The 14,205-nt window shown below is 47.1% G+C and carries 13 protein-coding genes and 1 pseudogene; 8 read left to right on the top strand and 6 right to left on the bottom strand.

The window, feature by feature from the left end:
* Positions 1-12 precede the first annotated feature (12 nt).
* The 3 genes and pseudogenes from CIK88_RS12090 to CIK88_RS12670 all read left to right on the top strand — a co-directional run.
* Positions 13-264: pseudogene (locus tag CIK88_RS12090) on the top strand (bifunctional metallophosphatase/5'-nucleotidase); the annotation flags it as partial.
* A 3-nt stretch (positions 265-267) separates the two neighbouring features.
* The gene (gene nudC / locus CIK88_RS12085) at positions 268-1,035 is read left to right on the top strand and encodes an NAD(+) diphosphatase (protein ID WP_094436744.1); all 768 of its coding nucleotides are present in this window, start codon (positions 268-270) and stop codon (positions 1,033-1,035) included.
* A gap of 31 nt (positions 1,036-1,066) precedes the next feature.
* Positions 1,067-2,491, top strand: coding sequence for a GH25 family lysozyme (locus CIK88_RS12670; protein ID WP_254046273.1), 1,425 nt, complete (start codon positions 1,067-1,069; stop codon positions 2,489-2,491).
* A gap of 9 nt (positions 2,492-2,500) precedes the next feature.
* On the opposite strand, the gene dinB is transcribed toward CIK88_RS12670, so the two are convergent.
* The 6 genes from dinB to CIK88_RS12050 form a co-directional block, all read right to left on the bottom strand.
* Complete coding sequence (gene dinB / locus CIK88_RS12075) at positions 2,501-3,592, bottom strand: DNA polymerase IV (RefSeq protein ID WP_094436742.1); 1,092 nt, start codon at positions 3,590-3,592, stop codon at positions 2,501-2,503.
* A gap of 64 nt (positions 3,593-3,656) precedes the next feature.
* Positions 3,657-3,911 carry a hypothetical protein gene (locus tag CIK88_RS12070; protein WP_254046904.1) on the bottom strand — a complete coding sequence of 85 codons (255 nt, stop codon included), beginning with the start codon at positions 3,909-3,911 and terminating at the stop codon, positions 3,657-3,659.
* A 17-nt stretch (positions 3,912-3,928) separates the two neighbouring features.
* A complete protein-coding gene (locus CIK88_RS12065; protein WP_094436738.1) occupies positions 3,929-4,141 on the bottom strand; it encodes a DUF4250 domain-containing protein in 213 nt (70 codons plus the stop codon).
* 71 nt (positions 4,142-4,212) lie between these two features.
* Positions 4,213-5,526, bottom strand: coding sequence for a tRNA lysidine(34) synthetase TilS (gene tilS, locus CIK88_RS12060; RefSeq protein WP_094436736.1), 1,314 nt, complete (start codon positions 5,524-5,526; stop codon positions 4,213-4,215).
* A 29-nt stretch (positions 5,527-5,555) separates the two neighbouring features.
* The gene (locus tag CIK88_RS12055) at positions 5,556-6,734 is read right to left on the bottom strand and encodes a class I SAM-dependent rRNA methyltransferase (protein ID WP_094389943.1); all 1,179 of its coding nucleotides are present in this window, start codon (positions 6,732-6,734) and stop codon (positions 5,556-5,558) included.
* Entirely contained in the window at positions 6,703-7,356 is a 654-nt protein-coding gene (locus tag CIK88_RS12050) for a 3'-5' exonuclease (protein ID WP_094436733.1), read from the bottom strand. Before CIK88_RS12050 ends, CIK88_RS12055 begins: the two co-directional genes overlap by 32 nt.
* Before the next feature lie 117 nt (positions 7,357-7,473).
* On the opposite strand from CIK88_RS12050, the gene CIK88_RS12045 reads away from it, so the two are divergent.
* From CIK88_RS12045 to CIK88_RS12025, 5 genes are all read left to right on the top strand, one after another.
* Positions 7,474-9,927 carry a DNA translocase FtsK gene (locus tag CIK88_RS12045; RefSeq protein ID WP_094436731.1) on the top strand — a complete coding sequence of 818 codons (2,454 nt, stop codon included), beginning with the start codon at positions 7,474-7,476 and terminating at the stop codon, positions 9,925-9,927.
* Positions 9,928-9,987: 60 nt separating this feature from the next.
* Positions 9,988-10,587 (top strand): LolA-like putative outer membrane lipoprotein chaperone, encoded by a 600-nt coding sequence (locus CIK88_RS12040; protein WP_254046754.1) that lies wholly within the window; start codon positions 9,988-9,990, stop codon positions 10,585-10,587.
* Positions 10,584-12,080 carry a DUF5687 family protein gene (locus CIK88_RS12035; protein ID WP_094436729.1) on the top strand — a complete coding sequence of 499 codons (1,497 nt, stop codon included), beginning with the start codon at positions 10,584-10,586 and terminating at the stop codon, positions 12,078-12,080. The genes CIK88_RS12040 and CIK88_RS12035 overlap by 4 nt, the downstream gene beginning before the upstream one ends.
* A gap of 26 nt (positions 12,081-12,106) precedes the next feature.
* Entirely contained in the window at positions 12,107-12,577 is a 471-nt protein-coding gene (gene rlmH, locus CIK88_RS12030) for a 23S rRNA (pseudouridine(1915)-N(3))-methyltransferase RlmH (RefSeq protein WP_094436727.1), read from the top strand.
* A gap of 332 nt (positions 12,578-12,909) precedes the next feature.
* Complete coding sequence (locus tag CIK88_RS12025) at positions 12,910-13,947, top strand: low specificity L-threonine aldolase (RefSeq protein ID WP_094436725.1); 1,038 nt, start codon at positions 12,910-12,912, stop codon at positions 13,945-13,947.
* Positions 13,948-14,205 lie beyond the last annotated feature (258 nt).

Below are 14,205 nucleotides of genomic sequence, written 5' to 3'. Positions count from 1 at the left end.
TTGCTTGCCCTCATGGGTTTTAACAGTTATCGTGGCAACGGTGGAGGCGAACTGCTTACCCGTGGTGCAGGGATTGCCAAGGAGGATATTCCTTCGCGTATAATTTATATGAGCAAGCACGACCAACGCTATTATCTCACACAAATGATAGAAAAACAGGGAACGGTAGAAGCTCTCCCACTCAACAACTGGCGATTCGTACCGGAGGAATGGACAAAACCGGCTATCGAACGTGACCGTCGTCTTATTTTCAAGGAGGATTAAGCCATGGAACAATATATCGTATTTTGTCAATCAGACCTTGTCTTGGAGAAAGACGGTGATGTATTACGCATTCCTACCGAACCTCCTGTCGAACTCAAGCCTTGGACCAACATTCTCCATGTTGCTGGTGCGAAAGCCTACCGTATCGACCAACCTCTGACTGACAATCCACGCTATAAAATGTGTGGACTTCGACAGAGTTACTATCACCTTTCAAGTCACGACTATCTTCTCGCTGGAAAATGCCACGAACTGCTTTATTGGGATAGTAATACCAAATTCTGTGGAGTTTGTGGCGCTCCTATGAAATTCCATACAGACATCTCCAAGCGCTGCACACAATGTGGTAAGGAGGTGTGGCCACAACTGGCTACTGCTGTCATCGTACTCGTCAGCCGAGGCGATGAGGTGCTTTTGGTTCATGCCAAGAATTTCCGTGGCGATTTCTACGGTCTTGTAGCAGGATTCGTGGAAACCGGTGAGACGCTCGAAGAGGCTGTTTGCCGTGAGGTCATGGAAGAGACCGGACTGACCATCAAAAACCTGCACTATTACGGTTCACAGCCTTGGCCCTACCCTTGCGGACTGATGGTTGGGTTTCTTGCAGAATATGACAACGGAGACATTCATCTGCAGCGATCAGAACTCTCACGTGGCGCGTGGTTCAATCGTCACCACTTACCACAAATTCCAGAGAAGCTCTCCATTGCCCGTCAAATCATCGACTACTGGCTGGATCTGAAGTCTAAAGAAGATTCTAATAAAGAATAGTCAAAAGATTATTGTTCAGGAGGTTTAAAAAATGTGTACTAAACGTCGGATAGATCTTGTCGTCTGCCTACTGGTAGTAGGAACAGCTATTGCTATTGGTTGGCGGTATTACCGCGATTGGTTGAATAACCGCAATATGGGTATTGGGCCTAAATGGGAAATTATCATGGCTGGCAGACCATCTGATGACTCACTTCACCATAGGCTTGATCAGATTCGGAAAGAGAGAGAGGCTATGGACGATTATTTTGCTGTACATAATGTGACCGACGAGGGATTTGATTTGATAGCACAACACGACAACCAACTGCAACAAGAACAAATTCGACTGAAGAGTCTGCTGCAGACTGATTCCACACGTCGTATCATAGGCAGACGCTATATTCCTGAAACAAAGCGCCCCTTGATAGCGGTACGCATCAATGGTGGCTATTGGAAGGCAGGAAGATTCCATTTCGGTCTGCTCAACGGTCCTGCTGTCTGGCGGGATCCTCAGGGACGTATTGTTTGTGGTCTGTGGGATAACGATACCATCGTGGTAGCACGACGTTACGATGACGAAGGCTGTTATGATGGACAGATGGACACTTTGGGACTGGCTTCCGGACAAGGAAGTATCGTACGACAAGATGGAAGCAGTTACACCGGCATGTGGGTGAATGACCGTCCCGAAGGATGGGGATTTGAATCCTCTTCGCATGGCATAAAAGCTGGCGAATGGCGAAAGGGAAGATTCCTTGGGGAAAAAATCAAATACACCTCAGAACGCATCTATGGCATCGACATCTCTCGCCACCAGCATGAGAAAGGACGTAAACGGTTTACAATAAACTGGCGTCAAGTTCGCATCACTTCACTCGGTTCGAAACACAATAAACATGTCATGGGGCGTCCTGATTTCCCCATTTCCTTTGTTTATATCAAAGCTACTGAAGGCATTTCCATCCGCAATCGCTATTATGCTGCTGACTGTCAACAGGCACGACGTCAGGGCATACGTGTAGGAGCATACCATTTCATGTCACTCAAAACCTCAGCAGAAAGACAAGCACGCCATTTTCTGCGATATGCACAATTTCGCCGAGGCGACTTTCCGCCTGTTCTCGATGTCGAACCCTCTCATGCTCAGATTGCCGCTATTGGTGGTGCAGAACAGTTATTCAAGCATATTCGTACCTGGTGCAATATTGTTGAGCGTTCCACAGGACACCGCCCCATACTCTACGTCAGCCAGATGTTCGTCAACCGCTATCTGTCCAAGGCTCCTGATATCAAGCAGCGTTATCAGGTATGGATTGCCCGTTATGGCGAGTACAAGCCTGACGTACATCTGGTATTCTGGCAACTCAGTCCTGAAGGCCGTGTTGCAGGCATCCACGGTCCTGTTGACATCAATGTTTTCAATGGCTATGGTCTGCAGTATCAGGAGTTTCTTCGCAATAATACCATGAAGTAACTCTGTGAGTCATTCGTCTGGCCAGGGTTCAAACTCCAGTTCCAGTTCTATATATTTAGCGGGCTCTGACGGGTTAACACGCTTATGGTTAGAGACACACAAGCCCAACAGTCGGATGGGATGTGAATGAAACTCAACCTGACGGATCAACTGTTTGGCTAAAGGAAGGATATCGTCTTTGCAACGGAGAACACGGTCAACGGTAATGCTGCGGGTGATTTGCTGAAAGTCCTGAAACTTGACCTTCAGCGTTAGCGTACGCCCCTCAAAATTGTTTTTCTCTATCCGCCCAACCAAATTCAGTACCATGTGGTAGAGTTGAATGGTAACGGCGGAATTGTCACTGATGTTATTGTCAAAGGTTTGTTCACAACTCACACTCTTACGCTCCCATTCGCTGATCACGGGACGTGAGTCTATGCCTCGTGAGAATTCGTAAAACACCTGTCCCATCTTGCCAAATTCTTCCGTGAGTTGGTTAAGGGGCGTGTTGCGCAGATCTAATCCGGTGAAGATACCCATGTGGTGCATTTTCTCTGCAGTCTTTGGCCCCACGCCCCATATCCTATCCACTTTGAGTCGGGAAATAAAGTCTAATGCCCTGTCGGGATGAATGACCGTCAGCCCATCGGGCTTGCGCCAGTCAGAGGCTATCTTCGCTATAAACTTACAGTAGCTCACACCTGCCGATGCGGTAAGTCCCGTTGTCTGATAGATGCGCTGTTTGATTTCTTTTGCAATATCCACCGCCAGTTCAATGCCTTTCTTGTTTTCTGTTACATCGAGAAAGGCTTCGTCGAGGGATATGGGTTCTATGAGGTCGGTATATTCGTGGAATATCTCGTGCAAATGTGCCGATACTTCTTTGTATCGTTGGAAATGGGGCTCTACGATGATGAGTTCTGGACATAGCCGTTTGGCCAACTGAATAGACTGTGCCGAATGTACTCCAAAGCGTCTGGCTTCGTAGCTTGCTGTTGACACCACACCACGTTCGGCATCATGTCCTACTGCAATAGGTTTGCCTTTTAGTTTTGGATTGTCTTGCTGTTCTACAGCAGCAAAAAACTGATCCATATCCACATGAATAATCTTCATCAGGGCGATTGATGGATTACCATCCTATATTGTTAACGTGTCTCTTTCCGTATTCTTTTTCAAGCGGTTAAAGCAGTTGTTCCAACTGTTCTACCGCATCCAGGAGTTCTTCGGCAAAACGCCTATGGTCGCGCAAGAAGTCGGGTTTACCTTTTGCCAATCTGGCATAAAGATCTTCATTCATCGATTCTACATAATCAGCAATAGCCATTTCAATATCGTCTTTCTGCCACGACAGGGTAGAAAATTGATAGATTCGTTGCTTTTGGTGAAAGAAGCTATAGGCTGTTTCTATAGCATCATGAGGAATATTCATCGTCATAGTATTCGTTAGAGCGGTCAAAGGTCGGTATTGGTTTCAAAGCCTTGGGGTCGAAACTGATGTTGTTCCTCAGAATAGACGAATCCATGGGCGTAGAGATAGTCTTTCAACGCCTGTGGCTCTTGATTGTAACAATAGCAAAGGGCTTCCAAAGAGTCAAACTCTTCATCACGCAGAAACATGTTGATGCTTGATACTAGAATTGCGGGGTCTTTCGGTAGTTTGTCCATAATGAAATGATTGATGAATTGAATATTTGTATGATCTCTTTTGATTTTCTGATAGCGATTTCTATGGGAGGTTATGCTTCCAAATCAATCTCAATGGTGAGTATTCGTTGGGTAGTATCATCAACAGCCACACGATTGTCACAACGTTTTCCCATGAGCCAAACCACGACACCCGAAGCATCCACTACCACACGCTGGCGGCGCTTGTCCAAAAGTGTCATCTTGCAGTCGGTCATCAGATCACTCAACAACTTATGTCCCTTCATGCCAAAAGGAATCATCACATCTCCTTGTTGTACCAGTCTGACGACAAGAGGAAAGCGTATCTTGTCGGCATCAACGGTAATCTTGTGTGACGCTTTGGAAACCTTGAAGTCACGGGGTTTATCTGCCATCCCGACTCGGAGTTTTTCGTTATGCTGCATGACATAGACTCCTGGTTCTGGAATTGTGATCTGCCGAAAAGCAGGCTTTTGCTTTTCCATAACAATCCGATCTCGGTCGATGACCAATTCATAGTCTTTCGACATGAAAGCACGACCGGTACCATCCGCCATCATGCTATTGAAAATTTGCGTACATTGTCGGGCATTAAAGCCTTTATCCCGCAAGAGTTCATACAACAGGTAGTCATTTCCCACATCCTCCAGAATTTCCTGTTTGGTATATTCCGTCTGGTTTCTCAAGGGCTTCAACAGTCTTTCCATCATCTGTTCTGCTCCTGCCATTCTTTCTGCCATGAGGAGAATGTTTTCGGCAGCCTTCGGATTGATTTGCTTCAACAGGGGTACGATATGATGTCTCACCTTATTGCGCGTAGCGTCATCCTCAAGATTGGTGGAATCGGTAACAAAGGGCTGCTGACGGTCTGCCAAAAACTGTTCAATCTCTGCCCTTGTCACTCCCAACAGGGGTCTTAACACATTCCCTTGTCGTGGACTGATACCTGTAAGGCCATGTATGCCCGTACCTCTTGCCAGATTCATGAGAATGGTTTCTACCGAATCGTCACGATGATGAGCCACGCACACCCCCTTCGCGCCGATATCCATTCTGAGCTGTTCAAAATAGCCGTATCGCAACTCACGCGCAGCCAGTTCGATACTCATGTGATGCAGTTCTGCGTAGGTCTGCGTATCAAAATGGATGCGATGAAAGGGAATGTCGAGCCTGTGACAAAGGGATTCGCAGAACGCTTCGTCCCTATCCGATTCTTCCCCTCTCAGGTGGAAATTGCAATGGACGGCATGGATCTTGATCTTCATCTCGTGAAGAACGAGTAGCAATGCCACACTATCAGCCCCACCGCTTAACGCAACAAGATACATTTCCCTGTCGTCAAGCAGCTGATGCTGACTCATGAAGGCCTTGACTTTCTCCACCATTCGATGTCCTCCTGTTATTGCATGTTATTTTATTCCACGTAAAGGACGAGTCCTTTGAGGTACTCTCCTTCCGGATGATAAATATTGATAGGATGATCGGCAGGCTGATGGAGCTGATGGAGTATTCTCACATTTCTTTTTGCTAATGCAGCAGCAGTAAACACAGCATTTCTGAAATGGTCTTTCGTAACCACCTGTGAACAAGAGAAGGTAAAGAGGATGCCTCCCCTTTCTATTTTTTCAAATGCTTTCTGATTCAGACGGGTGTAGCCCTTCAGCGCATTATGCAGCGCCCCTCTGTGCTTCGCAAAGGCTGGCGGGTCGAGGATAATCAGATTATAGTTGTCGCCTGCTTTCTCCAGGTATTTGAAGGCATCTTCACAAAAGGCCTCATGGCGCTGGTCGCCAGGGAAATTGAGCGATACGTTCTCTCTGGTCAGGTCGATGGCTTTTGCCGAACTGTCAACAGAGTGTACCAGTTGTGCACCTCCGCGCATCGCATAGAAAGAGAATCCGCCGGTGTAGCAGAACATATTGAGCACACGCTTCCCTGCTGCATATTTCTCCAGGAGTGATCTGTTTTCGCGTTGATCCACAAAGAATCCGGTTTTCTGTCCTTTCAGCCAGTCAACTCGGAATTTGAGTCCGTTTTCCAACGCCACGTTATTGTCGCTTCCTCCGTAAATGAATCCGTTCATGTCTGTTGCGTCCATAAACGGCAAGGTTGTTTCGCTCTTGTAATACACATTGGAAATGCGCGATTCCATCACATCGACGAGTGCCTTGGCAATCTCCTTTCTGACCTTGTGCATGCCGATGGAATGGGCTTGCATCACGGCAGTATCGCCATACACATCTATAATAAGTCCGGGCAGATTGTCGCCCTCTCCGTGTACCAGTCGGTAGGTATTGTTGGATGGCGAGTCGGCAATGCCGATGGATTGACGCATTTTCAGCGCAGATGAGATTCGTGAATGCCAGAAATCGTCGTCAATTTCCCGATCCTCGAAGGTGAGCACACGAACGGCGATAGACCCCTCTTGGTAGTGGCCCACGGCAATGAAGTCGCCATTTCTATTTACGAGGCAAACGGTATCGCCCTCCTCTATTCCTTCTTCGATAGCCTGTATAGCTCCCGAAAACACCCAGGGGTGGAATCTTTTCAGACTCTCCTCCTTACCTTTCTTCAGTATGATCTGTGGATACATGTTCGTCGTCTGTTTTTATGAGTTCATAATCGCCGGTCTGCTCCAGTCTGATGAGTTCTTCATAGAGCAGGATGCACGACCAAGCATCTGTTGCTGCGTAGCGTTTTTGTTTTTCCGTCAGGATGTCAGCCTCCCAGTTGGTGAGTCTTTCTCGTTTGCTGATGCGCATGCCGAAGAAGTTGGCATAGATCTTCTGCAGACTCATGTCTTCCACGCCGACTTCTTTGACTCTATCCTGAAGGTCGATGAAATGTCCTGGTTCAAATTCGCCAATCTTATGGAGCATCATCACGTCGTCGTGGAGCGACAACCCTATCTTGGGTACTGTAGTATCTTCCAGCAAACGCTTGATGGATGGAGAAAATTTGAGGTAGTTGAGACGCAAGAGAAAGCAGATATCGTGGCTTGCCACTTGAAGTAGCGATACCGTATAGGTATGTCCTTTCTTAAATGAGGGTCTTGTCTCTGTGTCCAGTCCGATAATGGGTTGGCTGAGCAGGTAATCGACCGCTTTTTCTGCCTCGGTCTCGCTGACGACAACCTCGATTTTTCCCTCGAAAAGTACACGTGGCAGGCTGGGTATCAACTTCTTGTCGTATTTACTATAAATGGTCTTTTTCATCTATCATTTGTTTTCGGTGTGCAAAAATACAAAAAAAACACGATAAAATGTTGATTTCTGACAATTTTCCATTACTTTTGCATATTAAATCATTAAAACATACCACCATTATATATTATGGCAAGAAAAAAGAAAGAACCCAAGACACCATCAGTAAGAGAGACTTTTGGCCTCGATAAAATACACTTTAGCGATCGCATTCTCCCCTTTTTAGGCTTGTTATTGATTGCCATTGCAGGATTTATGGCCTTCGCTTTCATTTCCTATTTCGGCACGGGAGCTGCCGACCAAAGCATATTGGAGAATCCACGTGCCGGTGAGATTCTCAATCTCAATGGTGAGTTTACCAACAGTTGCGGTTCGTTGGGCGCGAAGGTTTCTTGGTTCTTTATCAAGAAATGTTTTGGTCTCCCTGCCTTCCTCATTCCGTTTTTTCTCCTCCTTGCGGGCATCCGCATGTTGCTGACCTATAAAGTCAACTTGTTGAAATGGTTCATGTGTCTGACCCTCATCATGCTATGGTCGTCACTCACGTTGGCTAAATTCCTATCGCCGCTGTTCGTCGATATGCACTACAATCCCGGAGGCGATTACGGACAGACTGCTTGCGATGTGGTAGAAGGACTGGTTGGCACACCGGGCTTAACGCTATTGCTCATCATCCTGGCTATTGCGTTCCTGACGTATCTGAGTGCCGAAACCATTATTATTATCCGCAAAATTTTCAATCCTTTACGCTATGCCAAGAAGATCCACATGGAGATTCAAGTGGGTAAAGGTGAGCCGGAGGCGGACACACCTACCTTGGAGACGGTGGAAGACCCTGAAGTGTTTGACGATCCCGATGCACAGATTGTGGAGTTCGACCAAGTGAACGACCCACAGACGGAACCTATTCCCACGTTACAACGGTCTGAAACACCAGGCAATAAAGGCTTGTCAACAGAACCTGTTGCTGACGATAGTGCCGTGGAAATGACCGTTGATACTGGCGAAAAAGAGGAAAAAGCCACAGGTAAGAATTTGGCAGGTGAGAATGGCAGTCTTTCTACGCCTTATGACCCCAAGCTCGATTTGGAAAACTACCACTACCCCACGCTCGACCTGTTGAAGAAATACGACGATGACGGCAAACCATATATTGACATGGCGGAACAGAATGCCAATAAAAAACGCATCGTCGATGTGCTCCGCAATTTCGGAGTGGAGATTAGCAGCATCAAAGCTACCGTTGGTCCTACCATCACCCTCTATGAAATTACACCTGCGCCTGGTGTGCGCATCTCGCGCATCCGCAATCTGGAAGATGATATTGCATTGTCTTTGTCAGCACTCGGCATTCGTATCATCGCACCGATTCCCGGCAAGGGCACCATCGGTATTGAGGTTCCTAATGCCAAACCCAATATCGTGTCGATGGAGTCTATTCTCAATTCCAAGAAATTCCAGGAAACAACCATGGAACTGCCTTGTGCGTTGGGTAAGACCATCACCAACGAGGTCTTTATGTTCGACCTGGCAAAGGCGCCTCACCTTCTGGTGGCTGGTGCAACAGGACAAGGTAAGTCTGTAGGTCTTAATGCCATCATCACCTCGTTGCTCTACAAGAAGCACCCGTCGGAATTAAAGATTGTACTTGTTGACCCGAAAAAGGTGGAATTTAGCGTCTATTCATCTATCGAGAAACACTTCCTTGCCAAGGTTCCCGACGATAATGCCGACCCCATCATTACCGATGTTACCAAGGTGGTACGTACGCTCAACTCGCTGTGTAAAGAGATGGATACCCGTTACGACCTGTTGAAAATAGCACAGGCACGTAATATCAAGGAATATAATAAGAAATTCATCAGTCGCCAGTTGAACCCAGAGAACGGCCATCGCTTTCTGCCCTATGTCGTGGTCGTTATCGACGAGTTTGGCGACCTCATCATGACAGCAGGCAAGGAGGTGGAACTCCCCATCGCACGTATCGCTCAGTTGGCACGTGCCGTGGGTATCCACATGATTATCGCCACCCAGCGTCCTACTACGAATATCATCACCGGTACCATCAAGGCCAACTTCCCAAGCCGCATAGCATTCCGTGTCGGTGCCATGATTGACTCACGCACCATTCTCGACCGTCCGGGAGCCCAACAGCTCATAGGACGAGGCGACCTCCTTTACCTCAACGGCGGAGAACCTGTGCGCGTACAATGTGCCTTTGTTGATACTCCGGAAGTGGAGCGCATCAACACTTTCATCTCGCAGCAACAGGGCTATACGTCAGCCTTCGAACTGCCTGAGCCTGATACTGCCGACGGTGACCTTGGTGAAGCAGCTGATGTCGATATGTCACACCTCGACCCGATGTTTGAGGACGCTGCGCGACTCATTGTCATGAATCAAAGCGGAAGCACCAGTCTTATCCAGCGTAAATTTGCCATTGGCTACAACCGTGCAGGCAGACTGATGGATCAGCTCGAACGTGCAGGAGTGGTCGGTGCTGCCCAGGGCAGTAAGCCACGCGAGGTGCTCATTCAGGATGAGGTAAGTCTGGAAAACATTTTAAACCAGTTGCGCCATTGATATTCAAATCTCCATTATCGCATATCACAACATAAACAGTATATCTAAAAACAGATCATCATGATGAAAATCAGATTATGGATTATAGGCCTTTTGGCAACCGTCTTTACTACTGCGGCAGCACAGAGCGCCAAGAGTGTTCTCGACAAGACTGCCCAGGTATTGTCTAACAAAGGAGGCGTAACAGCCGCTTTTACCATCCGTGGAGCGCAGAACACCGGTGCCAGCGGCACCATCTCGGTAAAAGGTCGTAAGTTTTATGCCAAGACATCGGCAGGAATCGTATGGTTTGACGGCAAGACCCAATGGACCTATGTTCCTCAAAATGACGAGGTAAACATCAACACCCCTACCGCCAGCGAACTGCAAGCCATCAACCCCTATGGCTTTATCTATCTCTATCGCCGGGGCTACACCCTCTCCCTGCAGACCAAGGGACAGCATTATATCGTTACCATGAAATCGCAACGTAATGCCATCCGAGAAATGATTGTCACCATCTCGCGCCAAAGCTACGTACCCTCACAGGTGCGCATGATGCAAAACAGAAAATGGACCACGGTAAATATCAGCGGTTTCAAGCGTGCCAACCTCTCCGATGGACTGTTTCGCTTCAACAAGAAAGTTTGTCCTAATGCCGAAATTATAGATTTACGATGATATCCTTTTTCAAACTCTATCTGCTGCTACGCAGAAACAATAAGTTAAGCGCGAAGCGTAGTGTCATGTTCGAAGCAAACCAATATGGCAAACTCTTCGGATATATCTTTTTGGGTTTCATGGCAATCTATATGATAGGAATTGGAACATTTCTCGGATGGGCTTCGGCAAAAAGTCATGAGCCGGCGTTCATCCTGTTGCTCATGCCCCTTTTCTTAATACTGGATTTCGGTTCGCGCTTTCTGGCACAGCAGACACCACTCATGCTCGTCAAGCCCTACCTGCTCATGCCCTTCAGTCGCTACCGTGCCATCGACTGTTTTCTCATTGACCAGCTGTTTTCCAGCAGCACCCTTATCTATCTCACACTTTTCATCCCCTATTTCTTTATTAATATATGCGGAGGAACACCATTCATAGCCGCTGTCGGCATGACGCTGTTGCTGCTGATGATGGTGGTGGTCAACAGCCAATGGTATCTGCTGGTACGTACACTCGTCAATCAGAAGGTGTACTACTGGATATTACCCGCCCTGTTCTATGGCTGTTGCATACTCCCCTTCCTGCTGATGAGCGACAAAGAGATAGATAAATCTGTGGATCATATCATGGACTTCCTCTGCGACTACGGATTTTCCTGGATGTCGGTATTGTTGTGGGCAGGATTGCTTGTTTTGCTGTTCTCACTCAACAGATGGTTGCAGATGCACTTTATCTATGATGAGATATCCAAACAAGAGAAGACCAAACTCAAGCACGTGTCAGAATTCAACCTGCTCAACCGCTTTGGACAGATGGGAGAATATCTCAAACTGGAGATTAAGAGCACCATGCGCAATAAAGCCATTCGCGGACGTTTCATCCAGGGCATTTGCATCATCGTCATGCTGTCGCTGCTTATCGCCTATACAGATATATACGATTCACCTACTATGCTCAACATCTGGTGCCTGTATTGCTTTGTGTTCTTCGGAGCAGTAAACCTCATCAAGGTCATGGGACCGGAGGGAAACTATATCGACCTGCTCATGGTCTATCGGGAGAACATCCTCACACTTTTACGCGCGAAATACTATTTCTATAGCGCCATCGTTCTCATCCCGTTTCTGTTGCTGCTTCCTGCCATCATCTCAGGGAAATTCTCTTTGATGATGATATTGGCATACATCTTCATCACTATCGGTCCGGAATACTGCTTGCTGTTTCACATGGCAATATGGAACAGACAGACACTTCCGCTGAATGAGAAGATCACAGGACGCAATCAGATGGAAAACAAGCTCCAGATATTCATAGAACTCATCGTGTTCTTCGTGCCCATCATTCTGGTCAGCCTGTTGAGCGCATTATTCGGAGATGTCACAGCATACACCATTCTCACCATCATCGGACTGGCTTTCACGCTCGCCATGCCAATATGGATGAAGGCCATCTATCGCAGAATGATGAACCATCGCTATGCGAATCTTGAAGGTTTCCATTCATCAAGATAATATACCCCCGAAAATCATAGAACCACATGAAGACTGTACTCCTGCAAGTAGGCAAAACCGTCAACAAGCATTTTGTTACCATTATAGACGATTATGTGGGACGCATCGGCCACTACATGCCCTTTGAGATAGTAACCATCCCCGAACTGAAAAACACGAAAGGGTTGAGTGAGGCGCAGCAGAAACAGGCCGAAGGCGAACTCATCCTCCGCCAGCTACAACCGTCAGACACCGTTGTCTTGCTTGATGAACACGGCAAGCAGATGCGAAGTATCGAATTTGCAGCATGGCTGGAACAAAAGCGTGCCGCAGCGCGTCGCTTGGTCTTCATCATCGGAGGCCCTTATGGTTTCTCCCCCGCTGTCTATCAGCGAGCCAACCATCAGATCAGCCTGTCGATGATGACCTTCTCTCATCAGATGATACGCATGACATTCACCGAACAGATTTATCGTGCATGTACCATCATCAAGGGAGAACCCTACCATCATGAGTGAATAAAGTCGCACGGAAATTATTCAAGGAACACACAGAGCGTTTAGGTTATGGGTTACAGGTTATGGGTTATAGGTTATGGGTTATGGGTTATGGTTTAGAGATTCTAGTTAAAGATTATTATTTCTGGCCAAAGGCCATATTTCATTAAAGATTTCCTCCAAAGATTTACCTATGGTTTGTTTTGTCGTGACTCAGCATAGTGAAAGCGCGCTCTCACTCTGTCTTCGCTACTCCAAAACATCTTGCGAAGCAACCCCCAAAAAATCTTTCCGTGCAATCCGTGCGACATAAAAAAATATTAATATAGTAAAACGCAAAAAGATAAAAAACTATGATTTCATTCGAAAGTGATTACAACAATGGTATGTTGCCAGAGATACTGGACGCTTTAGCCACTACCAACAAAGAGAAAACCTCTGGATATGGTTTTGATCCATACTCAGAAGCAGCAAAAGAGAAGATACGTAAGGCTATTGACAATAAGAATGCCGATGTGTTCTTTCTTGTAGGCGGTACACAGACCAATACCACCGTTATTGATGCTGTCCTCATGGGATGCGAAGGAGTGATAGGGGTAGATACAGCCCATATTGAGGTACACGAGTCGGGGGCAGTAGAAGCCTTCGGTCATAAGGTCATTACGCTGCCGGGAGAGAATAGCAAATTGTCTGCCAATACCCTGTCAGCCTATATGGATACATTTCTTGCAGACGAATCGCATCCTCACATGGTACAGCCTGGCATGGTTTATATCTCGATGCCAACAGAGTTTGGAATGGTATATACCAAGGAAGAACTGACTGCGATCTATGCAACCTGTCAGAAATACGACCTCCGTCTCTTCATCGATGGAGCACGACTGGGATATGGTCTGGTATCAGAAGCCTGCGACTACGACTTGCCATTCCTTGCCAGCCATTGTGATGTCTTCTATATCGGTGGAACAAAAGTGGGCGCCATGATGGGCGAAGCTGTCGTTTTCTCAGGAATGAAGGCCCCGAAATACTTCTTCACCACTGTCAAGCGTCATGGAGCCTTACTTGCCAAAGGCAGAATGTTAGGCATCCAGTTTGACACGCTCTTTACCGACCAACTCTATTTCAAGGTATCGCGCCACGCCATGACCATGGCAACTCGCCTCCGCAGCATTTTCCAGAAACACGGCATCGCCATAGCCTACGATTCCCCCACCAATCAGCAGTTTGTCATCCTCTCACCTACCCTCTACGATGCCCTTTCCAAGAAAGTAGCCTTCGAGATATGGGAAAGAAAGAGCGATACCGAAATCATCTGCCGTTTCGTAACGAGTTGGGCAACTAAAGAAGAAGAGCTCGATGAGTTAGACCATATTCTGCAAACTCTAAAGTAGGTAAAGTTTAATGTCACACGGAAATTATCCACGGACACACGGCCAAATAAAATCTGTGTCATCCGTGTCCTCCGTGGATAAAGAATACAGCGCCCCTTGACAACAAGGAGCGCTGTGACGATGAAGGAATTATGGTTAAGAAGAAAACGGAAGACTAACCCTCCAGACCTCCGCCACCAGGCTGTTCTGTACCCTGGTCGCTTCCACCGGGCTTCTGCTCAGTACCCTGCTCGCCGCTGCCAGGATTGGTAGTAGAAC

Origin of the sequence: Prevotella sp. P5-50 (assembly GCF_002251295.1) — a bacterium.
Taxonomy (GTDB): Bacteria; Bacteroidota; Bacteroidia; order Bacteroidales; family Bacteroidaceae; genus Prevotella.
Note: the sequence above shows the minus strand (reverse complement) of the source record. Positions and strands in the feature narration are given on the sequence as shown.